We start from the raw sequence: 19677 nt of genomic DNA on the forward strand, positions 1-19677 counted from the left end.
CATGAGCAGGCAGATGGTGCGCCCCGGCGGGCGCAGCGCCCGGGTCCAGGCGTCGGTGCACGCCGCCGTGCGCGAACTCGCCTCGGAGGTCGGCCGGGACGCGCTCACCGTGCCGATGATCGCCCAGCGCGCGGGCGTGACACCGTCGACGGTCTACCGCCGCTGGGGAGACCTCCAGGAGCTGCTGTCGGACGTGGCGGTGGAGCGGCTGCGGCCGGACACCGCGCCCCAGGACCACGGCGCCCTGTCTTCCGACCTGACGGCATGGGCCGAGCAGTTCCTCGACGAGATGTCCTCGCCCGCCGGCCGCGCCTACATCCGCGACGCCCTGCTCGGCGACCCGGACGGCGGCAACGCCGGCCGGTGCTCGGCCTACGCCGCCGAGCAGATCGGTGTCGTCCTCGCCCGGGCGGCCGGGCGAGGGGAGCCGGCACCCGGCGTGGAGACGGTCATCGACCAGGTCGTCGCCCCCATGATGTACCGCGTTCTCTTCCGCCCGGACGGCCTCGACACCGCCTACGCCCACCGGCTCGTGGCACGCGTCCTCGCCCCGGCCGGTGACGGGGTTTCCCCCGGCTAGTCGGTGAGGGGCTTCACCCAGCGCCGCCACTGCTCCTCGGGTCCGTAACCCGCGGCCCCCCACGCGTGGTGCGCGGTCTCGTTGCGCGTCAGCACCATCGCGTCCGCGCGCCGCCCGCCGAGCCGTACGAACCGCTCCTCGGCCGCTGCGAGCAGCGCGGAGCCGATGCCCTGGCGGCGGAGGTCCGGGTGCACGGCCAGCCGGTACAGATGGCAGCGCCACCCGTCGAACCCCGCGATCACCGTGCCGACCGGCTCGCCGTCCCGCTCCGCCAGGAGCAGCGCCTCGGGGTCGCGCGCGATCAGCCGCTCCACGCCCGCGCGATCGTCGCTGATGCTCGTGCCCTCGGCGGCCACCTTCCAGAAGGCCAGCACGGTGTCGAGGTCCTCGGGCGTCGCGGCCCGGATGCGCACTTCGGTCATGCGATGATCACATCACGCGCCCCGTGCAGGGGCGCACCATTTCAGGATGCGGACGTCAGAGCCCGCGCACCCGCTCCATGACCGGCGCGAACGCCTCCATGTAGGGCTCCAGGACCGTGAAGTACGTGAAGCCGTAGCGCTCGCGCCGGGCGAGGACCTGCTCCGTGATCTCCTCCAGGGTGCCGAGCAGGGTGACGGGCAGCTCCAGGACCTGATCGACCGTCATGTCCGGGACCAGTTCGAGGAACGGCCGGACGGCGGCCTCGCGGTCCTCGGTGCCGATGACCATCTGGATGAGCAGGTTCAGCTCGGGCGGCTCCGCACGGTGCTCAGCGAACTCCAGGATCCGCCCCACGCGTTCGTCCATCTCGTCCGCCGAGATCGGTGTCAGCTGCCCGGTCGTGCTGCCCGGCGTCGTACGTGCCCCGGTGAACGACGCGATGTCGGCGTGCTCGGCGCTCAGCCGCAGTATGCGGTCGCCGTTCCCCCCGATCAGCAGCGGCACGCGGGGCCGCTGCGTGGGCTGCGGCTGGTGCTCCTTCGAGCCCAGCAGTCGCTCCAGTTCCTTGACCGTGCGCCGCAGGTGGTCCACCCGCTCGCCGGGCGAGCCGAACGGCAGCCCGGCCGTCTCGTGTTCCTCCCGGACGTAGCCGGTGCCGAGCCCCAGCTCCAGGCGGCCGCCCGTCAGCGCGTCAGTCGTCGCCACCTCGCGGGCCAGCAGTGCCGGGTTCCAGAAGCCCGCGTTGAGCGTGAAGGTGCCGACCCGCGGGCGTTCGGTGGCCTCGGCCGCCGCCACGAGCGCCGGGAACGGTGCGGGCATGCCCAGATGGTCGGGGACGAGGATCACGTCGTAGCCGAGCTCCTCGGCCCGGCGGCACTTGGCGCGCCACTCCTCTGCGGACGCGGGTTCGAGCAGGTTGACCGCGAAACGGAACGGACGCGACATGAACTCTCCTCACACACCAGCGGACTTGAGCACTGTCGCGATTCCATCATTCGTGCGCGATGGCCGCCAGTACGTTCATGCGGGATGCCCGCAACGCCGGCAGCAGCGCCGCCACGACCCCCACCACCGCCGAGCCGATCACCACCGCGACGATCGTGCCCCACGGGATCGCGAGGGCTGTCATGCCCTGGAGCGCCAGCACCTGCTGCATGCACACGCCCCACACCAGCCCCAGCGCGAGCCCCAGGACCGCGCCGAACACCGCGATCACCACCGACTCCAGCCGGATCATCCGCCGCAGCTGACGCCGCGCCAGCCCGATCGCCCGCAGCAGCCCGATCTCCCGGGTGCGTTCGACGACCGACAGTGCGAGGGTGTTGACCACGCCGAGTACCGCGATGATGATCGCCAGCCCCAGCAACGCGTACACGAGGTACAGCAGGACGGCGATCTGGTCGTGGACCAGCCGCTTGTAGTCGGCCAGGTCCCGCACCTGCACCTGGGGGTACGGGTCCAGGGTCTGCTCCAGGTTCGCGCGCAGGTCGTCGTCGCTCGTGCCGGGGGCGGCGTTGACGTACAGCGCCGCGTCCTGTCCGCCCGGCGCGTACCGTTCGAGCGTGGCGAGCCCGAAGTAGAGTCCGCCCTGTGTGCCGAAGCCCTCGGCGGCGTCCTGGTCGGTGAGGGCGCCCACCGTCAGCGCGGCCCGGCGTCCGCCCTGGAACTCCACCGGAACCGCGCTGCCCACCCGCACGCCGTGGTCGCGTGCGAAGTCCCGGTCCATGGCGAGGTGCCCGTCCGCGAGAGCGGCGGCCGAGTTCCCTCGCGTATAGGTGATGTCGGCGACCTCGTCGAGCTGCGGATCGTAGCCCGCGGCGGTCGTCTCCACCCGGTCACCGTCCGGAAGCCGCACCGCGACCGGCGTGAACCGCCCGCGCACCACCAGACCCACGCCGTCGGTGTCCCGCACCGCCTCGGTGATCTCCCGCGGGAACGGCATGAAGTTGCCGTTCTGGATCACGAAGTCGGCGCCCAGTGTCCTGTCGATCTGCTGGTCGAACGACCGGTTCATCGAGGCGCTCGCCACCGACATCCCGCCGACCAGGGCGATGCCCACCATCAGAGCGGCCGCGGTGGCCCCCGTCCGGCGGGGGTTGCGCAGGGCGTTGCGCTGGCTCATCCGGCCGATCGACCCGAACAGCGCGGGGAAGGCCGAACCGAGCACCCGGATCACCGGGCGCACCAGCAGCGGCCCGGCGATCACGGTCGCGATCAGGGTGAGCACCACACCGAGCCCGAGCAGGGACGCCGCCGACGAGGTCTGCTCGGACACCGCGCAGCCCGCGAGCGCCGCCGCACCGGCCGCCCCGACCACCGCGCCCGCCACCGCGCGCATCCGCAGCGGTCTGCCGACCCCGGCGACCTCGGCGTCCGACAGCGCGGCCATCGGCGAGACGCCCGCGGCCCGCCGCGCCGGGAGGTACGCGGCGACGAAGGTGACACCGAGACCGACGACGTACGCCGCCACGGGCGTCGCCCAGCCGATCACCATCTCGTCGGCGTCGATGTTCATGCCGAACAGGCCCATCAGCTCGATGAGCCCCGCGGCGAGCCCGATGCCCGCGGCGAGCCCCAGCGTCGAGCCGGCCAGTCCGAGCAGCAGCGCCTCGGTGAGCACCGAGTCGCGGACCTGGCGCCGGTCGGCGCCCAGGGCGCGCAGCAGGCCCAGCTCGCGGGTGCGCTGGGCGATGAGCATGGAGAAGGTGTTGACGATCAGGAACACGCCCACCAGCACGGCGACTCCGGCAAATCCGACCATCACATATTTGATGACGTCCAGGAACCCGCCGAGCTTGTCGACGTCCGACTCGGCCTGCTCGCCGGCCGTCCGGAAGTCGTAGGTGTGCGCGCCGAGCGCGGCGGCCACGCGCCGCTTGAGCTGCCCGTCGCCGACCCCGGCGGCGGCGTCGGCCTCGATGCTGGTCGCCGCCCGGGGGTCGCCCAGCAGTTTCGTACGCGCGGTGGGGACGTCGAAGAACAGCCGGGCGGAGCCCGGGTTGGTGGTGGTGAACGTGACGATGCCGACGACCCGGACTGTGAACGACCCGGGCGGCGCGATCACCGTGAGCGGGTCGCCGACGCGCACGTTCCTGCGGTCGGCGGTGTCCGAGTCGAGCAGCGCCTGGGCGGGACCGTGGGGGGCGTGGCCGGAGGTCAGCTCCACGGGGCTGCGTCCGCCCGGGTACCAGGCGTTCCCGAGCGTCGGGGCCCCGGTGGTCGGTCCCACCGGTTCGTTGTGCCTGTCGACGACGGTGATGCCGTTCACCTTCACCTCGGCGCGGGCCGCCGCGACCCCGTCGACCTGCCGCACCCGGTCGGCGAGCGCGGCCGGCAGCGTCGCCGTCCGGCCGGAGGGCACCGCCTCGTGGAGGCCTTCCTTCGGGCTGACCGTGACATCGGCAGCGGTGGAGGCGAACAGCCGGTCGAAAGTGCGGCCGACGGTGTCGGAGAAGATCAGGCTTCCCGTGACGAACGCGACGGACAGCAGGACGGCGAGCGCGGAGAGCAGCAGCCGCCCCTTGTGCGCCAGAAAGCTCCTCAGGGTCGCCTTGAGCACGGTGTCAGTTCTCCCGCCCCGGAGCCGGGGCGTCCTCGTGGCGGGTGCGGATGACATCAAAACGCTTCATGCGTTCCAGTACCGCCTCCGCCGTCGGCCGGGGCATCTCGTCGACGATCCGGCCGTCGCCCAGGAAGAGCACCAGGTCCGAGTGGGCGGCGGCGCCCGGGTCGTGGGTGACCATGACGACCGTCTGACCGAGCTGGTCCACCGCCTCGCGCAGGAAGCCCAGCACCTCCAGGCCGGCGCGCGAGTCGAGGTTGCCGGTCGGCTCGTCCGCGAAGATCAGCTCGGGCCGCGAGGCCAGCGCCCGCGCACACGCCACGCGCTGCTGCTGGCCCCCGGACAGCTGCGACGGCCGGTGCCGGAGCCGGTCCCGCAGCCCCAGTGTGTCGATGACCTGGTCCAGCCACTTCGCGTCGGGCCGGTGCCCCGCGATGTCCATGGGCAGGGTGATGTTCTCCAGCGCGTTCAGGGTGGGGATGAGGTTGAACGACTGGAACATGAAACCGATCCGGTCGCGGCGCAGCCGCGTCAGCTCTCGCTCCTTCAGCCCTGTGATCTCCGTGTCGCCGAGCCACACCTGACCGGCCGAGACGGTGTCGAGCCCCGCCAGGCAGTGCATCAGTGTGGACTTCCCCGAGCCCGAGGGCCCCATCACCGCGGTGAACCGGCCGCGCACGACGTCCACGTCCACCGAGTCGAGCGCCAGCACGGCCGTCTCGCCCGAGCCGTACGCCTTGGTCAGACCGCGGGCGCGGGCGGCGATCCCGTCGGCCGGCGCGAGGCCGGGGGCATGCTCCGCAGCAGGTGTGGACAAGGCCGCCTCCTTAAGGATCGACGTCAGGAACGTCAGGACTCCTCGCCTGCCCGAGCGTAATGTGACCCGGCCCACACCCGGTATCCTCCGCGGGTCGGAGTCCCGGCCTTGCCGGTGCTAGCACTCACGCGCTAGCTTCGAGGTATGGCGAAGACCCAGCTGAACGTGCGAGTCGACGAGGGCACCGCCCGAGCCGCCCGAGAACGCGCCCTGGCCCGCGGCATGAGCGTCAACCGCTACATCGAGGAGCTGGTCAGGCAGGACACCGGCGAGGTGGGCCACACCTTCGTGGAGGCCGCCGCCGACTTCATGAAGCAGTACGAGTCGGTCTTCGCCGAGGAATTCGGCCCGGACCGCGAGGGCACGCGCGAAGGTCGCCACTGATCCCTTGGAGAACCTCGAGATCGACCTCGCCTGGCTGCTGATGCTCGCCGAGCAGAAGACCCCGGGAGACCCCCAGGTCACCGACTGGGGAGCCCTCGTCGCCGCCGTCGCCCGCCACCAGGCCGAAATATTCGGCGTCCCCGTCTACGACAGCCCGCACGCCCGCGCCGCCGCGCTGCTCCAGCTCCTGATCCACGTCCCCGCGCTGGAACGCTCCAACGCCCTGTTCGCCTCCGCCGTGGCCTACGCGTACCTCGTCGCCGGCGGCGCCAAGGTGGTCACCTCGCCCGAGCAGGTCCGTGACCTCGCCCGGCTGGTGAAGAGCGGCGAGGCGTCGGTGCGTGACATCGAGCGGGAGCTGCGCCAGTGGAGTCTGTGACCCCCTGACACCGCCCGCCTATGTGTCGAGCGGGCGCCACGCCGTGCCCAGCACGCAGTACGAGCTGGGCAGGACCGGCCCCTGCTCCGGCATCAGCACCCGCCGGTAGGGGCCGATTTCGAAGCCCGCGTCCCGCAGCGCTCGCACCGGCTCCCGCGACAGGTGGCACCCCCCGGCCAGCATCGGCCAGACCGTCCTGTCCAGGGCGCGCTGACTGAAGGTCATCACCCGGCCGCCGCCCCGCCCGTGCTCGAAGAACCGCAGCTCACCGCCCGGCCGCAGCACCCGACGCAGCTCCCCGAGCGCCCGGGGCACGTCCCGCACGCTGCACAGCACCAGCGACACCACGGCCCCGTCGAAGGCCTCGCTCTTGACCGGCAGCGCCTCGGCCGCGCCCGGCACCACGTCCACCGGGACCTCCGCGCGCAGGGCGGCCTCCACGGCCAGGTGCCGCAGCCGCCGCTCCGGTTCGATGGCCACGACCTCCGAGACGGTGCCCGGGTAGTGCCCGAAGTTCAGCCCGTTGCCCGCGCCGACCTCGATCACCCGCCCGGACAGCCCGCCGAGCAGTCTCCCGCGCACCCGGCCCATGCCCATCCGGGTCTCGGCGGCCACGCTGACCCGGGCGTAGCAACGGGCGAACAGCGGATGGTGCACGGCATCCCGGGGCACCTTGCCGGAGCGGAGCGGCATGGGGACCTCCCTGTCGAGGCGGGCCTACCGCGATTGTCCCCCTCAGGAGCCCGGTCCACCCCTGCCACCCACGGCGGGAGTACGCGGCCCGGCACCGGATGGTGGTCTTTCCCGCCCACCTCTCACCGGCACCTCGCTAGCCGAGTTCCGCCGCCAGCAGGGCGGCCGTCTCGGCCACCAGCGGGTTGTCGGCCGGGGCGTCCTCCTCCGGCTGGGTGGTCAGGACGGACAGCACGATCGGCGAGCCGTCCGGCGGCCAGGTGATGCCCACGTCGTTGTTGGTGCCGTACCGTCCTCCGCCCGTCTTGTCGGCGAGCAGCCAGTCGGCGGGCAGGCCTTTGCGGAACCTGTCGATGCTGGTCGTGTTGCGGAGCAGCCAGTCCGTGAGCCGGGCGCGGTCCCGGGGTTCCAGCGCGTCGCCGAGCACGAGGCGGGCGTAGGTCAGGCCGATAGCGCGCGGAGTGGTCGTGTCGGTGGTACGCCAGGGTTCCGCGCTGTTGAGTTCGGGCTCCCAGCGGTCGAGCCGGGTGACACGGTCACCGAGCGAGCGGCAGAAGCGCGTGACAGCGGTCGGCCCGCCCAGCTCCTTCAGGAGAAGGTTGCCCGCGGTGTTGTCGCTGAAGCGGATGGTGGCGTCGCACAGTTCGCCCACGGTCATGCCGGTGGCGACGTTGTCCTCGGTGACGGGGGAGTAGCCCGACTCGTCGACGTAGGCCTGGGTGTAGTGGACGCGCCGGGCCAGGAACTCGCCGTCGCGGTCGAGGTCGCGCAGGACGGCGGCAACGGCGAGCGTCTTGAACACCGAGGCCATGGGGAAGCGTTCGCCGGCCCGGTACGCCACCGTCCGGCCCGTGCGCAGGTTCCGCGCGTACACGCCCAGCCGGGCGGTGTGCTCCAGCTCGATCTCCCGGAGCCGCGCGGCGACGCCGCCCGTGCCGGGTGACGCGAAGGCCGTGCCGCCGCCCGCTGCGAGAGCGGCGGCCGTGCCCAGTACGAGGGCGGTACGGCGGGACGGGCGTAATCCGTTGGTGTGCACAGTGGTCCCTTCGGAGGTGATCACGTATGCAGTTCAACACGCGACCACACCAGCGCCGGTTGCACCGCGCGCCTGCCGGGACGCTCAGGACACCCGCGGCGCCTCCCGCACCTGGAACGCCTCCGCGTCCCACGTACCGTCCAGGCGCGGCGCCAGCCAGTGCGGTGCCGCTGTCCGGAAGGCGGCCGGTTCGAGATGCCCCGAACCGGCGGGAACGGCGCCCAGCAGGGGCGCCCCGGCGACGTCCGGCAGGTCCGCGAGATTACAGCGCGCGGCGAGGTCCGGCGCGGTGGGCCAGCTCCCGATCACGACGCCCGCGAGGTCCAGCCCCCGGGAGCGCAGTTCACGCGCCGTCAGCTCCGTCGTGTTCAGGGTGCCGAGCCCGGCCGGTGCCACCACCAGCACCGGGGCCGACAGCAGCCCGGCCGCGTCCGCCAGGGTGCCGCCGCCCGCGTCGAACCGTACGAGCAGTCCGCCCGCGCCCTCGACCAGCACCAGGTCGTGCTCGGTGGCCAGCTTGGCGGCGGCCTCCGCGACCTCGTGCGGATGCACCGGGGCGCGACCGGCCCGGCGGGCCGCCGTGGCCGGCGCCAACGGTTCCGGATACCGCGCGAGTTCGGCGGTCGTGACGGCGCCCGCGAGCCGCGCGACCTCGGCGGCGTCCCCCGGCTCGTCCGGCCGTACACCCGTCTGCGCGGCCTTCAGAACGGCCACCGAACGGCCGGCCGCCCGCGCCGTCGCCGCGACGGCGGCGGTCACGACCGTCTTGCCGACCTCCGTGCCCGTGCCCGTGATCACCAGTACCGTCATGTCATCCCTTCCGTGCCGCAGCGCACACCGCACGCGCGATCCGCGCCACATCCGCGTCGCCCGTCACGTACGGCGGCATGGTGTAGATCAGATCGCGGAACGGCCGCAGCCATACGCCCTCGCCTACGGCCGCCTCCGTGGCCGCCGCCATGTCCACGGCGTGGTCCAACTGCACGACCCCGACCGCGCCGAGCACCCGCACGTCCGTGACGCCCGGGAGCTCCGCCGCCGCCGCGAGCCCGTCCCGCAGTCCCGCCTCGATCCGCTTGACCTCCGCGAGCCAGTCCTGGCCGAGCAGCAACTCGATGGAGGCGCACGCCACCGCCGCCGCCAGCGGGTTCCCCATGAAGGTCGGCCCGTGCGCGAGGACCGGCACCTCGCCGCGCGAGATGCCGTCGGCCACGCGCGAGGTGCACAGCGTGGCGGCCATGGTCAGGTAACCGCCGGTCAGCGCCTTGCCGAGGCACATCACGTCCGGCGTCACGACCGCGTGCTCCGCCGCGAACAGCGCGCCGGTACGGCCGAAGCCGGTCGCGATCTCGTCGAACACCAGCAGCACGTCGTGCGCGTCGCACGCCTCGCGTAGCACCCGCAGATACGCGGGGGAGTGGAAGCGCATCCCGCCCGCCCCCTGCACCACCGGCTCGACGATCACCGCGGCCAGCTCGTCGGCGTGCCGCGCGACCATCGTGCGCAGGTGCTCGGCGTATCCCTCGTCGTACTCGGCCGGCGGTGGGTCGGCGAACACCTGACGCTGGAGCACCCCGGCCCACAGCTCGTGCATCCCGCCCTCGGGATCGCACACCGACATCGGCTGCCAGGTGTCGCCGTGGTAGCCGCCGCGCCAGGTCAGCAGCCGCCGCTTGCCGGGGCGGCCCAGCGAACGCCAGTACTGCAGGCACATCTTGACCGCGACCTCGACCGACACCGACCCGGAGTCGGCGAGGAACACGTGCTCGAGACCCTCGGGCGACATGTCGACAAGGAGCTTCGCCAGTCGTACGGCGGGCTCGTGGGTGAGCCCGCCGAACATCACATGGCTCATCCGCCCCAGCTGCTCGCGGGCGGCCTCGTTCAGAACCGGGTGGTTGTAGCCGTGGATCGCCGACCACCAGGACGACATGCCGTCGACCAGTTCGCCCGAGCCGTCGGCGAGCTTCAGCCGCACCCCGCTCGCCGACTCCACGACCAGCGGTTCCTGCCGGCCGGGCATCGGACCGTACGGGTGCCACACATGCCGCCGGTCGAGCTCCAGCAGGGCGGGCACCGACAGCTCGGGCGCCGTCCGCTCAGGCATTGGGCGCGAGGTCCGTCCCGGCGCCCCGGCGACGCACGGCGACCAGGTCGGTCCGGGCGTCGGCGGCCGTGCGGGGCTCGGCAGCCTCCGGCGCGGCCCCGGAGCCGCAGACTCCGCCGCCCTCGGAACCGCAGGCCCCGCCCCCGTCGTGGCATCCGCCGGCGGCGCGGTGGTCGGGCAGCGTCACCTGGTCGGTGCCCTCCACCTCGAACCCGGCGTCCGCGATCATCTCCAGGTCGGCCTTGCCGGCCTGGCCCTCGGTGGTCAGATAGTCGCCGAGGAAGATGGAGTTGGCCAGGTGCAGGGCCACCGGCTGCATCGAGCGCAGATGGACCTCCCGGCCGCCCGCGATGCGCACCTCGACGTCCGGGCACACGAAACGCACCATCGCCAGGATCCTGAGGCAGCGCTGCGGGGTGAGGTTCCACTCCTTGGCCAGCGGGGTGCCCTCGACCGGGATCAGGAAGTTGACCGGAACCGAGTCCGGGTCCAGCTCGCGCAGCGAGTAGACGACGTCCACGAGGTCCTCGTCGCTCTCGCCCATGCCGGCGATCAGCCCGGAACAGGCCGACAGGCCCGCCGCGTGCGCCTTGGAGACCGTGTCGACGCGGTCGGCGTAGGTGTGGGTGGTCGTGATGTCCCCGTACGTCGCCTCGGACGTGTTGAGGTTGTGGTTGTAGGCGTCGGCGCCCGCCTCGCGCAGCCGCTCGGCCTGCCCGTCGGAGAGCAGTCCGAGGCAGGCGCACACCTCGACGCCCTCGTTGTTCGCCTTGATCGCCTTGATCGTGTCGGAGACACGGTCCACGTCCCGGTCGGTCGGGCCGCGCCCGCTGGCCACCAGGCACACCCGCTTGGCGCCCCCGGCCACACCGGCCGCCGCGGCGTCGGACGCCTGGTCGGGTTTGAGCCAGGTGTACTTCAGGATCCCGGCCTCGGAGCCCAGCCGCTGGGAACAGTAGGAGCAGTCCTCCGGGCACAGCCCCGACTTCAGGTTGACGAGATAGTTGAGTTTCACCCGTCGGCCGAACCAGTGCCGACGCACCTTCCCGGCCGCGGCCACCACATCGAGCAGGTCGTCATCGGACGTCGCGAGGACGGCGAGTGCCTCTTCGCGGGTCGGCAGCTCGCGCCGAAGCCCCTTGTCCACCAGCGTGTTCAGCAGGTCCATGAGAGTCGATCCTGTCCTACGGAGCCGTCCCTGGCCAAGGAGAGTTCGCACAACAGAGTCGCTTCGAGGTGTGGGTATTGCCACACACTGACCTGCTGGTGGTCCCGCTAATGTCTGTGCACTGCCTACAAATTCTCCGGAGGACCACCCATGGCGTTCGGCTGGATCGACGAGCAGGCGCGGGCGCGCGGCCGCGCCGGACTCGTACGGACTCTGCGCCCCCGTCCGGCCGCTTCACCGCTCCTCGACCTGGCGAGCAACGACTACCTGGGTCTGGCCCGCCACCCGGAGGTCACCGAGGGCGCGGCTCGCGCCGCGCGGGTGTGGGGCGGCGGCTCGACGGGCTCCCGGCTCGTGACCGGCAGCACCGAACTGCACGCCGAACTGGAACGGGAGCTGGCCGATTTCTGCGGTTTCGAGGCGGCCCTCGTCTTCTCCTCCGGCTACGCGGCCAACCTGGCCGCGGTCACCGCGCTGGCCCCGCACGGCTCCCTGATCGTCTCCGACGCGGGCAACCACGCCTCGCTCATCGACGGCTGCCGGCTGGCCCGCGGCGCCACCCAGGTCGTGGCGCACGCCGAACCGGACGCCGTCCGCAAGGCGCTCCAGACGCACGAGGGCACCGCGATCACCGTGTCCGACACGGTCTTCTCGGTGGACGGCGACGCCGCCCCCCTGGCCGCGCTCGCCGCGGCGTGCCGGGAGCACGGCGCCGGGCTGGTGGTCGACGACGCCCACGGCCTGGGCGTGCTCGGCGACGGCGGCCGTGGCGCCCCGTACGCGGCGGGGCTCGCGGGCGCCGACGACGTCGTCGCGACGGTCACACTGTCCAAGTCGCTCGGCAGCCAGGGCGGAGCGGTCCTCGGTCCCGCCCGGGTCGTCGAACACCTGGTCAACGCGGCACGGACGTTCATCTTCGACACCGGACTCGCCCCCGCCGCGGCGGGAGCGGCCCTCGCGGCCCTGCGGCTGCTGGTCCGCGAGCCGGAACGCGCGGCGCGGGCCCGCGCGGTGGCCGGCGAGCTGCACGCACGCCTGACCGCCGCGGGTCTGGAAGCGGTGCGTCCGGACGCCGCGGTGGTCTCGGTGCGGGCGCCCTCCGCCGAGGACGCCGTGCGCTGGGCGGCCGAGTGCCGCGCGGCGGGCCTGGCCGTGGGCTGCTTCCGTCCTCCTTCCGTGCCCGACGGCATCTCACGGCTCAGGCTGACCGCCCGCGCGGACCTGACCGCGGAACAGATCGAACGCGCTGTACGGCTGATCGACGGGACACGACCATGAGTCGGCGTGACACGGCCGGGTACCGGACGATGACGGACTGATCAGGAACGGCTGGCGAAGCGGGTTCAGATGCGGTCGACCGCGGCCGTGAACTCCGCCCAGCTCTCCGGGGAGAAGAGCAGCGCGGGCCCGGCGGGGTCCTTGGAGTCGCGCACGGCGAGCAGTCCGGACCGGTCGGGGGTGACCGGACGCGCGGTCTCGACGCAGTTGTTCGCGCCGGTGCTGTAGCTGCTGCGCAACCACCGCACACCGTGCAGTTCGAGGCTTGAGGGGACATGACGAGGCAGTGCACGCATGGTGCCTCCTTAAGCGCCGGCGGCTGTCCCGGCGATGAAATCCAACGAGTCCTCGGGTGAAAGGGCGTGGATCTGGAGGGTGTTGAAGGCCTCCGAGTAGACCCGGAGGTCTTCTTTCCGCTCGAGGTAGAGGCTACTCGTCAAGTGGTCGAGAACAACCACATCCAGATCGGAGGTGCTCGAAAATGAGAAAATAACGAAAGGGCCGTTGACGCCGATGTGCGCCCCGGCGGTGAACGGCAGGACCTGCAATCGGACTTGCGGCAACCGAGCCGCCTCGACCAGTCGCTCCAGCTGCCGCGCCATGACCCCGGGCCCGCCCACCTCCCGCCGCAGCACCGCCTCGTCCAGGACGGCGCTCAGTTTCAGCGGCGGATCCGCCCGCAGCACGTCCTGCCGGGCCAGCCGCACCTCGACCAGCGTGTCCAGCCGCTCCTCCGACAGGCCCTCCACCGCGGCCTTCGTCACCGCACGCGCGTACTCGGGGGTCTGAAGCAGTCCCGGGACGACCGTGGTCTCCAGCGTGCGCATCGTGCCGGCCTGGGACTCCAGGCTGATGAAGTCCCGGTAGGTCGGCGGCAGGACACCGCGATAGGCGTGCCACCAGTGATGCCGGCCCCCGCTGTCGTCGGCCCCCGCCAACACCATGAGCAAGTCGCGCAGTTGGGAGTCCGCCACGCCATAGGCGTCGAGCAGTAACCGCACGTCGGCCGGTTTCACCCCGCTCGTGCCCGTCTCGATCCGGCTGACCTTCGACTGGTGCCAGCCCACCAGCCGGGCCGCCTGTCCACTGGTGAGCCCCGCCGAGGTGCGCAGTGCGCGCAGTTCGGCGCCCAGTTTCCGGCGGCGCACCGCGGGACCGTGCTGCATGGGTTCTCCTTACTCCTTACGAGCCACCCAAATACGGTCTCGCGTCGCAGAGTTCACCGCTTTGAGCGACAGATATATGCATATCTTGGTGGATCGCCGCCTCTCGCGGGTGTTCTGGTGGCAGTCTGACGACGAAGCACCAGTCCGGGACCGTACTCGAACCATCCGCTCCGTGTCGGACTGCGGTCCCGTGAGAAAGGGACGACGTCGCCATGGCAGACCATTTGGAAGCATCCGTCACTCTGCCGAGCGATCCGGCCTCGGTCTCCGCGGCACGCGCCTACGTGGTGGGCACGCTCGCGGAGTGGGGCCTGCCGGCGGACACGGAAGTGTCCGACACCGTCCGCCTCATCGTCTCCGAACTCGCCACCAACGCCGTCCAGCACACCTTCGGCCAGTCGCCCACCTTCACGGTGGACGTCGTACTCGACCGGGACGAACGACTGCGCATCGGCGTCACGGACAGCCACCCCCGGTTCCCCAGACGCCTGCCCGCCGCCGTCCAGCAGGACAACGGGCGCGGGCTGGTCATCATCCGCTGGCTGACCGCGGAGTGCGGTGGCAAGCTCAGGATCCGCCCGACCCGGGAGGGCGGCAAGACCATCCTCATCGAACTCCCGTGGGCTGTCCCGGCCCAGCCCGTCACGGGACCGTACGGCACGGCTCGCCCGCCCCGGGCCTGAGGCCACCACCCCGACGGACCGGTCAGCCAGGACCTGTCACCGACGCCGCGCTGACGCTTCCCGGTGAGCCGCTCCTCCGCGAACCGCCGACGGCGGCCTGATGGTGCCGCGCAGCGGTGCCGGGATCTGGACCGTGCCCTGAGGTGCCGGTCGCTCGACGGGGGTCTCCGGTTCCTCGGAGGCGCCGTCCGCCCTGTCGCGCTGCCCCGCCCGCCGCACCAGCCGGGGGAGCAGCCCCCACAGGCCGGTACAGACCAGGAAGGTCGCCGCGCCCGCCGCGATCCCGCCGCCCCGGCGGGTCGTCACATCCACCACCAGCAGTACGGAACCACTGAATGCGAACACCAGAACGATCAGCCCGGTGGTGGCCAGGCGTGAGGAGACCTGCACGATGCGCGGCTTGGCGCCCTGCTGGAAGAGCGAGCGGTGCAGTGCGGCCGGTGCGGTGAACAGCGCCGCGGCCAGGACCGCCAGCAGCAGCGTGACGACGTAGACGACACGCTGGAAGGAGTCGAGAGACCCGAAACGCGAGGTGAAGGCCAGCGACAGCAGGAAGGCGAAGAGGATCTGCACGCCCGTCTGGGTGACCCGGAGTTCCTGGAGCAGCTCGACGAAGTTGCGGTCGGCGCGCTGCAACGGTGTCTCGCCGCGTGCGGTGCAGGGACGGTGCTCGGCCATGGAGTCACGGGTAACCACTTCAGCCCGTGTCACGCTCCGGCGTGCGGCGGCGCGTCAGGACGCCGCCGCACGCCGGGCGGATCACTTCACGCGCCCGTACCAGACGCTCTTGGTCCAGAGCTTCTGAAGTCGCACGACGTCCCCGCTCTTCGGGGCGTGCCAGAGCTTGTTCTTACCCGCGTAGATACCGACGTGGTACACGTTGCTGCCCGAGTGGAAGAACACCAGGTCTCCCGCCTTGCGGCTCTTGGCGGAGATGTGGCGCGTCTTGTTGTACTGCTGGGCTGCCGTGCGGGGCAGCTTCTTGCCCGCCTTCTTGAACGAGTACAGCGTCAGGCCTGAGCAGTCGAACCGGTGCGGCCCGGTGGCCCCGTACTTGTAGGGCGAACCCTTCTTGGAAGCCGCGATCTGGAGCGCCTTCGTCGCTGGTGTGGCTGCCGCGGCCTCCGAGGAGAAGCCGGGCGCCACTATCGATCCGCCCACGGCGGCGATGGTGAGGGCCGAAGCCGTACCGGCCCGGACCATGAGCGACGGGACACGATTGAGCGCAGTCATGCGCAACCCTTCGTCAGCCGCCTGTGAAGGATGACCTGTCGGATTCGGGCTGGCGAAGTTGCCCGGCCGCTGACGCGGCTTCACCCCAAGGGCTGCTCGGGTCCGGTCATGGCGTGACCGTCCCGGCGACCCGTCGTGCTTGGGTCCTCCACTCCTGCCGATGCACTTCTGTCGACCGGTCATCCAGGCGGCGGCAGGACTCGGCGTCCGCCCGGACCGCCCCGCCGCTGTGGCGGGGGCTTGTCGTCAGACAGGGATCTTGGCTCATGGATGTCCGGAAATCCCAACGGAACCTGGGATTTGTGTTGTTACTCACCACTCATCCGTTCGGGTGGACACCCCTGCGTTCGAGTCGCCGTCCACGGGCCCGCGGGCCGTCGGACCTGGGATGGAATGCCTCATTCCGCCCCTCGGTCAGGCGTGTTGCGCAACTGCGAGGGCCCGAAAATACGACCCCTGTCTACTCCGAACAGGGGTACGTCTTTCGGGCCGTTTCGACTCGGGCCCGGACGCCTCGTCGTCGAATCGGGTGTCCGGGCCGATGAGCCCGCGTCAACTGACGGACTCCGGGGGCAGGGTGACACGCGCCGTGCGCCGCTCGCCGTCGAGCACCCGCAGGGCTCTGGCCAGCGTGGTGGCGTGCAGTTCCGTCTCGCCCCGTTGATGCATCAGGGTGAGTGCGTCACGCAGCGCGGTCGCCTTGCCGACCAGGGCCTGGGCGGCGCGCAGTCCACGGTAGGTGTCGCCGTCCAGCGCCGGGTTGATCCGGCCGAGCAGGTCGACGACCTCGAGGTACCGGTCGATCAACTCCGCCTCGGCACGGGTCAGGGCGGGCAGTGGCGGCAGTTCGGGCGGAAGCACCGGCGGCTCACTCTCCGGTCGGCGGAGCCAGGGTGGCCTTGCGGTTCGGGACGATCCGGTCCACCAGGCCGTACTCCACCGCCTCCTGCGCGGTGAGGATCTTGTCGCGCTCGATGTCGGTGCTCACCTGCTCACGGGTGCGGCCCGTGTGCCGCGCGAGCATCTCCTCCATGCGCGTCCGGATGCGCGTCAGCTCGTCGGCCTGGATCGCCAGATCGCTGGCCTGTCCGTGGACCGGCTCGGGCAGCGCGGGCTGATGGATCACCAGACGCGCGTCCGGCAGCACGGATCGCTTGCCTGGCGTGCCCGCCGCCAGCAGTACCGAGGCGGCCGCCCCGGCCTGGCCCAGGCAGACCGTCTCCACGTCGCAGTTGACGTACTGCATCGTGTCGTAGAGGGCCGTCATCGCGTGGAACGTGCCGCCGGGGGAGTTGATGTAGAGCGAGATGTCGCGGTCGGGTGCGTGGTGTTCCAGGTACATGAACTGGGCCATCACGTCGTTCGCCGAGGTCTCGTCCACCGGCGTCCCGAGGAAGACGATCCGCTCCTCCAGGAGCTTCGAGTACGGATCCATCGTCCGCTGCCCGGACCCCGTCCGTTCGGTGAACTCGGGCAGCACGTAACGGGCGGACGGTCGGGTCATGGCGAACCCCTCCTCGCGGGCAGAGCTGTCTCCGGCGACAGCTGTCTCTGTAAAAAATGTACAGGACGTACGTGCCGTTATGATGGGGACATGGCCTACGAGATTCCGGTGACGCAAGCCAGGGCTGAGCTCGCCGACCTGATCAACCGCGTGGTGTACGCCGGTGAGCGTGTCGTCGTCACCCGGCACGGCAAGCCTCTCGTCGCCCTCGTCTCCGCCGATGACCTGCGGCGACTCGAAGAGGCCCAGGAGCTTGCGGAGCCGGCGGAGGAGCAGGTGATCAGCGCCGTCTCCACGGTCCACGAGGTGGCGTCCGCTTCTGGCGAACGGCAGCGGTTCGGCATCGCGGCGGAACACCGGGGGGCCAATCCGGCCTAGCCTGACAGACGGAAGACCGTGCACCCCCGTCCGCTGCGGCGGGGATGCACGGTCGTTGTGTGCGGGGCCGGCTCACACCGGGTGACCGCTTACGGGGCGGGCTCAGCCGACGGTCGCGAGCTCCCGCCTGTCGGCGGTGGGTGAGCCGCCCGCCTTCCGCCGGAGTGAACCGCCGAGCAGTACGGCGCCCAGGCCCAGCGCCGCCCACCAGGTCAGGGTGAGGGCCGGGCCGGTCGCCGCCGCACCGTCGAAGTACGACACCGAGCGCAGCAGCGTCGCGCCCGCGCCGGGCGGCAGCCACTGGCCGATCGTGCCGGCCGGCTCCGGCAGCATCTCCGGCGCCGTGGCGGCCCCGGAGAAGGGATTGCCGAGGAACATCACCAGGGCTCCACCGATCCCGATGCCCGCCGTGCCGAGCAGGGCGGCGAGTCCGGCCACGGCGCCGCCGACGGCCAGCGCCGACAGGCCCAGCACGGCTGCCTCCGCCCACCAGTCACCCGTGAGCACCCCGAGCCGACTGTGCGCGATCGCGGCCGCGACCGCGCCCACCAGGGCGGACGCGCCGAGCAGCGCGATCGCGGCCCGCACGCCGCGCAGTCCCAGCAGGGTGACCACCGCTCCCGCCGCGATGCCGGCCAGCGCGAGCGGCAGCACGGCGGCGCCCAGTGCCGCGCCGCGCGGATCACCCGCCGGGGCGGCCACGACGTCGACCGTCTTCACCTGCGCCCCCTCGGCGGAGGCCTGCCGTGCCAGGGCCTGCTGGAGGAACTGCGCGACAGCGGGCCCGGCGGCGGACGCGGTGAGCAACTCGGGCCCCTGCGGCGTCACCACGACCGCGCCGTACACGGCCCGGTCCTCGATGGCGCCCCGGGCCGCCGCCTCGTCGGCGTAGTGGTGGATCTCGAAGGCGCCCCCGTGTCCTTCCAGCCGCTTCTCCAGCTGCGCCGTCGCGGCGGGCGGCCCCGCGACGCCCAGGGGCAGGTCGCGCGGCGCGGTGCGGGCGGCGGGCCAGGCGAAGGCCCACAGGGCCAGGGCCGCGAGGACGGGCACGAGGACGATGACCGCGATCAGGCGGCGGTGGGTCGTGGAGGGCATGGGATCTCCTGCGAGCGGCTGCACCGACTAAAAAGAAGGATCGTTCGTTTTTGCGCTGTCCTCACCGTGCGCCGCCCGGGCGAGGCTTGTCAAGAATGAATATTCGTTTTATTTTGTCGACCATGGCCCGCGTGTCCCAGGAACATCTCGACGCCCGCCGCCGCCAGATCCTCGACGGCGCCGCGCTCTGCTTCGCCCGCAACGGCTTCCACGCCACGTCCATGCAGGACGTGCTCAAGGAGGTCGGACTCTCCGCCGGTGCCGTCTACCGCTACTTCAGCGGCAAGGAGGAACTGATCGGGGCGATCGTCGGCGACGTGCTCGGTTCGGTCCGCGGGGCCTTCGAGGAGGCGGCACGGCAGAGCCCGCCCCCGCCGCCGGACGAACTCGTCGCCTCCGTCCTCGGCAAGACGCTCGCCGCCCGCGAGTCCCTCCTCGTCGACGGCCGGCCCGCCTTCCCGAGGCTCGTCGTCCAGGTCTGGACGGAGACCCTGCGCAACGAGGAACTGGCGGCCGTCCTGCGGGAGGGCTACGGCTCGGTCCGCGCGACCTGGGGGAGGATCGTCGAGGGCTACCAGGAGGCCGGGATGATGCGGGCGGACGTGGCGCCGGACCATGTGGCCCGCACGATGATCGCCGCGGTGCTCGGGTTCATCGCACAGCAGTCGCTCTTCGGGCCCGCGCCGGTCGAGGTCCTCCGGGACGGTCTGCGGGCACTGACGAGCATGCCCGACGACCGTGCGGCAGCCGGTGGAGCACAGCTCGGTTAACGTGCCTGAAACCCGATCCAATTAGCCTGCCGCCACGCCACCAGGGCTTTTCCCCCGGGGCTGCGGCAACCGGGCCCCGCACGGTCCGGAGCGACGACTGTGAGGTGGGACGTGCAGCTGACCCCGCACGAGCAAGAGCGACTCCTGATCCACGTGGCGGCCGACGTGGCCGAGAAGCGCCGGGCCCGCGGTCTCCGGCTCAACCACCCCGAGGCGGTCGCCCTCATCACGTCCCACCTCCTCGAAGGCGCCCGCGACGGCCGTACGGTCGCCGAACTCATGTCCTCCGGACGCAAGGTGCTCACCCGGGACGACGTCATGGAAGGCGTCCCGGAGATGATCCACGACGTCCAGGTCGAGGCCACCTTCCCGGACGGCACCAAGCTCGTCACCGTCCACGAGCCGATCGTCTGAGAGGGGC

Annotated in this window: 24 protein-coding genes and 1 riboswitch; of the genes, 8 read left to right on the forward strand and 16 right to left on the reverse strand. The window is 71.8% G+C overall.

From position 1 onward, the window contains the following. The first annotated feature begins 1 nt into the window (after position 1). On the forward strand, positions 2-580 hold the full coding sequence (locus ABEA82_RS35425) for a TetR/AcrR family transcriptional regulator (RefSeq protein ID WP_345665858.1): 579 nt from the start codon (positions 2-4) through the stop codon (positions 578-580). Here ABEA82_RS35425 and ABEA82_RS35430 read toward each other — a convergent pair. Genes ABEA82_RS35430 through ABEA82_RS35445 form a run of 4 tightly spaced genes read right to left on the reverse strand, consistent with a single transcriptional unit; the run spans position 577 to position 5382 of the window. Beyond that, entirely contained in the window at positions 577-1002 is a 426-nt protein-coding gene (locus tag ABEA82_RS35430) for a GNAT family N-acetyltransferase (protein ID WP_345665859.1), read from the reverse strand. The genes ABEA82_RS35425 and ABEA82_RS35430 overlap by 4 nt on opposite strands. A 55-nt stretch (positions 1003-1057) precedes the next feature. After that, positions 1058-1948: an LLM class F420-dependent oxidoreductase gene (locus ABEA82_RS35435; protein WP_345665860.1), complete on the reverse strand. Its 891-nt coding sequence runs from the start codon at positions 1946-1948 to the stop codon at positions 1058-1060. A 46-nt stretch (positions 1949-1994) separates the two neighbouring features. Then, positions 1995-4562: an ABC transporter permease gene (locus tag ABEA82_RS35440; RefSeq protein ID WP_345665861.1), complete on the reverse strand. Its 2568-nt coding sequence runs from the start codon at positions 4560-4562 to the stop codon at positions 1995-1997. A gap of 4 nt (positions 4563-4566) precedes the next feature. Then, on the reverse strand, positions 4567-5382 hold the full coding sequence (locus tag ABEA82_RS35445; protein ID WP_345665862.1) for an ABC transporter ATP-binding protein: 816 nt from the start codon (positions 5380-5382) through the stop codon (positions 4567-4569). 144 nt (positions 5383-5526) lie between these two features. Between ABEA82_RS35445 and ABEA82_RS35450 the strand changes: the two genes are divergently transcribed. Continuing rightward, a complete protein-coding gene (locus ABEA82_RS35450) occupies positions 5527-5766 on the forward strand; it encodes a hypothetical protein (protein ID WP_003988727.1) in 240 nt (79 codons plus the stop codon). A gap of 4 nt (positions 5767-5770) precedes the next feature. Further along, on the forward strand, positions 5771-6145 hold the full coding sequence (locus tag ABEA82_RS35455) for a fic family toxin-antitoxin system, toxin component (protein WP_345665863.1): 375 nt from the start codon (positions 5771-5773) through the stop codon (positions 6143-6145). A gap of 18 nt (positions 6146-6163) precedes the next feature. Here ABEA82_RS35455 and ABEA82_RS35460 read toward each other — a convergent pair whose 3' ends face one another. From ABEA82_RS35460 to bioB, 5 genes are all read right to left on the reverse strand, one after another. Continuing rightward, positions 6164-6838, reverse strand: a complete 675-nt coding sequence (locus tag ABEA82_RS35460; protein ID WP_345665864.1) for a class I SAM-dependent methyltransferase — start codon at positions 6836-6838, stop codon at positions 6164-6166. A gap of 136 nt (positions 6839-6974) precedes the next feature. Continuing rightward, on the reverse strand, positions 6975-7898 hold the full coding sequence (gene bla / locus ABEA82_RS35465; protein ID WP_345665865.1) for a class A beta-lactamase: 924 nt from the start codon (positions 7896-7898) through the stop codon (positions 6975-6977). A gap of 60 nt (positions 7899-7958) precedes the next feature. Continuing rightward, complete coding sequence (gene bioD, locus ABEA82_RS35470) at positions 7959-8684, reverse strand: dethiobiotin synthase (protein ID WP_345665866.1); 726 nt, start codon at positions 8682-8684, stop codon at positions 7959-7961. 1 nt (position 8685) lies between these two features. Then, entirely contained in the window at positions 8686-9981 is a 1296-nt protein-coding gene (locus ABEA82_RS35475) for an adenosylmethionine--8-amino-7-oxononanoate transaminase (protein WP_345665867.1), read from the reverse strand. After that, the gene (bioB, locus tag ABEA82_RS35480) at positions 9974-11149 is read right to left on the reverse strand and encodes a biotin synthase BioB (protein ID WP_345665868.1); all 1176 of its coding nucleotides are present in this window, start codon (positions 11147-11149) and stop codon (positions 9974-9976) included. The genes ABEA82_RS35475 and bioB overlap by 8 nt, the downstream gene beginning before the upstream one ends. Before the next feature lie 150 nt (positions 11150-11299). Here bioB and ABEA82_RS35485 point away from each other — a divergent pair, with 150 nt between their 5' ends. After that, positions 11300-12427, forward strand: coding sequence for an 8-amino-7-oxononanoate synthase (locus ABEA82_RS35485; RefSeq protein WP_345665869.1), 1128 nt, complete (start codon positions 11300-11302; stop codon positions 12425-12427). 65 nt (positions 12428-12492) lie between these two features. Here ABEA82_RS35485 and ABEA82_RS35490 read toward each other — a convergent pair whose 3' ends face one another. Continuing rightward, entirely contained in the window at positions 12493-12723 is a 231-nt protein-coding gene (locus ABEA82_RS35490) for a DUF397 domain-containing protein (RefSeq protein WP_345665870.1), read from the reverse strand. A gap of 9 nt (positions 12724-12732) precedes the next feature. Next, a complete protein-coding gene (locus tag ABEA82_RS35495; protein WP_345665871.1) occupies positions 12733-13593 on the reverse strand; it encodes a helix-turn-helix domain-containing protein in 861 nt (286 codons plus the stop codon). Between the two features lie 212 nt (positions 13594-13805). Between ABEA82_RS35495 and ABEA82_RS35500 the strand changes: the two genes are divergently transcribed. Continuing rightward, positions 13806-14276 carry an ATP-binding protein gene (locus ABEA82_RS35500; RefSeq protein ID WP_345665872.1) on the forward strand — a complete coding sequence of 157 codons (471 nt, stop codon included), beginning with the start codon at positions 13806-13808 and terminating at the stop codon, positions 14274-14276. Between the two features lie 36 nt (positions 14277-14312). Here the strand turns inward: ABEA82_RS35500 and ABEA82_RS35505 are convergent, their stop codons facing one another. The 4 genes from ABEA82_RS35505 to ABEA82_RS35520 all read right to left on the reverse strand — a co-directional run bounded on the left by ABEA82_RS35505 (position 14313) and on the right by ABEA82_RS35520 (position 17013). Further along, positions 14313-14954 carry a DUF6328 family protein gene (locus tag ABEA82_RS35505; protein WP_345665873.1) on the reverse strand — a complete coding sequence of 214 codons (642 nt, stop codon included), beginning with the start codon at positions 14952-14954 and terminating at the stop codon, positions 14313-14315. A gap of 81 nt (positions 14955-15035) precedes the next feature. After that, the gene (locus tag ABEA82_RS35510) at positions 15036-15509 is read right to left on the reverse strand and encodes a C40 family peptidase (RefSeq protein WP_345665874.1); all 474 of its coding nucleotides are present in this window, start codon (positions 15507-15509) and stop codon (positions 15036-15038) included. Between the two features lie 3 nt (positions 15510-15512). Next, positions 15513-15684: riboswitch (cyclic di-AMP (ydaO/yuaA leader) on the reverse strand. A gap of 377 nt (positions 15685-16061) precedes the next feature. Further along, positions 16062-16370, reverse strand: coding sequence for a hypothetical protein (locus ABEA82_RS35515; protein WP_345665875.1), 309 nt, complete (start codon positions 16368-16370; stop codon positions 16062-16064). Positions 16371-16377: 7 nt separating this feature from the next. Continuing rightward, positions 16378-17013 carry an ATP-dependent Clp protease proteolytic subunit gene (locus tag ABEA82_RS35520; protein ID WP_345665876.1) on the reverse strand — a complete coding sequence of 212 codons (636 nt, stop codon included), beginning with the start codon at positions 17011-17013 and terminating at the stop codon, positions 16378-16380. A gap of 90 nt (positions 17014-17103) precedes the next feature. Here ABEA82_RS35520 and ABEA82_RS35525 point away from each other — a divergent pair, with 90 nt between their 5' ends. Beyond that, positions 17104-17391 (forward strand): type II toxin-antitoxin system Phd/YefM family antitoxin, encoded by a 288-nt coding sequence (locus ABEA82_RS35525; protein WP_345665877.1) that lies wholly within the window; start codon positions 17104-17106, stop codon positions 17389-17391. Between the two features lie 102 nt (positions 17392-17493). Here ABEA82_RS35525 and ABEA82_RS35530 read toward each other — a convergent pair whose 3' ends face one another. Next, a complete protein-coding gene (locus ABEA82_RS35530) occupies positions 17494-18486 on the reverse strand; it encodes an ABC transporter permease (RefSeq protein WP_345665878.1) in 993 nt (330 codons plus the stop codon). Positions 18487-18608: 122 nt separating this feature from the next. Between ABEA82_RS35530 and ABEA82_RS35535 the strand changes: the two genes are divergently transcribed. Together ABEA82_RS35535 and ABEA82_RS35540 are read left to right on the forward strand one after the other, a co-directional pair. Further along, positions 18609-19256 carry a TetR/AcrR family transcriptional regulator gene (locus ABEA82_RS35535; RefSeq protein ID WP_345665879.1) on the forward strand — a complete coding sequence of 216 codons (648 nt, stop codon included), beginning with the start codon at positions 18609-18611 and terminating at the stop codon, positions 19254-19256. Between the two features lie 111 nt (positions 19257-19367). After that, a complete protein-coding gene (locus ABEA82_RS35540; RefSeq protein WP_345665880.1) occupies positions 19368-19670 on the forward strand; it encodes an urease subunit gamma in 303 nt (100 codons plus the stop codon). Positions 19671-19677: the final 7 nt, after the last annotated feature.

Source organism: Streptomyces venetus, from assembly GCF_039540295.1.
Lineage (GTDB): Bacteria > Actinomycetota > Actinomycetes > Streptomycetales > Streptomycetaceae > Streptomyces > Streptomyces venetus.

Coding starts and splice junctions, on each gene's coding strand:
- ABEA82_RS35500 (WP_345665872.1), top strand. CDS start 13,806: ATGGCAGACCATTTGGAAGCATCCGTCACTCTGCCGAGCGATCCGGCC.
- ABEA82_RS35430 (WP_345665859.1), bottom strand. CDS start 1,002: ATGACCGAAGTGCGCATCCGGGCCGCGACGCCCGAGGACCTCGACACC.
- ABEA82_RS35450 (WP_003988727.1), top strand. CDS start 5,527: ATGGCGAAGACCCAGCTGAACGTGCGAGTCGACGAGGGCACCGCCCGA.
- bioD (WP_345665866.1), bottom strand. CDS start 8,684: ATGACGGTACTGGTGATCACGGGCACGGGCACGGAGGTCGGCAAGACG.
- ABEA82_RS35485 (WP_345665869.1), top strand. CDS start 11,300: ATGGCGTTCGGCTGGATCGACGAGCAGGCGCGGGCGCGCGGCCGCGCC.
- ABEA82_RS35505 (WP_345665873.1), bottom strand. CDS start 14,954: ATGGCCGAGCACCGTCCCTGCACCGCACGCGGCGAGACACCGTTGCAG.
- ABEA82_RS35435 (WP_345665860.1), bottom strand. CDS start 1,948: ATGTCGCGTCCGTTCCGTTTCGCGGTCAACCTGCTCGAACCCGCGTCC.
- ABEA82_RS35535 (WP_345665879.1), top strand. CDS start 18,609: ATGGCCCGCGTGTCCCAGGAACATCTCGACGCCCGCCGCCGCCAGATC.
- ABEA82_RS35475 (WP_345665867.1), bottom strand. CDS start 9,981: ATGCCTGAGCGGACGGCGCCCGAGCTGTCGGTGCCCGCCCTGCTGGAG.
- ABEA82_RS35510 (WP_345665874.1), bottom strand. CDS start 15,509: ATGACTGCGCTCAATCGTGTCCCGTCGCTCATGGTCCGGGCCGGTACG.
- ABEA82_RS35425 (WP_345665858.1), top strand. CDS start 2: ATGAGCAGGCAGATGGTGCGCCCCGGCGGGCGCAGCGCCCGGGTCCAG.
- bioB (WP_345665868.1), bottom strand. CDS start 11,149: ATGGACCTGCTGAACACGCTGGTGGACAAGGGGCTTCGGCGCGAGCTG.
- ABEA82_RS35495 (WP_345665871.1), bottom strand. CDS start 13,593: ATGCAGCACGGTCCCGCGGTGCGCCGCCGGAAACTGGGCGCCGAACTG.
- ABEA82_RS35460 (WP_345665864.1), bottom strand. CDS start 6,838: ATGCCGCTCCGCTCCGGCAAGGTGCCCCGGGATGCCGTGCACCATCCG.
- ABEA82_RS35530 (WP_345665878.1), bottom strand. CDS start 18,486: ATGCCCTCCACGACCCACCGCCGCCTGATCGCGGTCATCGTCCTCGTG.
- ABEA82_RS35525 (WP_345665877.1), top strand. CDS start 17,104: ATGGCCTACGAGATTCCGGTGACGCAAGCCAGGGCTGAGCTCGCCGAC.
- ABEA82_RS35520 (WP_345665876.1), bottom strand. CDS start 17,013: ATGACCCGACCGTCCGCCCGTTACGTGCTGCCCGAGTTCACCGAACGG.
- ABEA82_RS35490 (WP_345665870.1), bottom strand. CDS start 12,723: ATGCGTGCACTGCCTCGTCATGTCCCCTCAAGCCTCGAACTGCACGGT.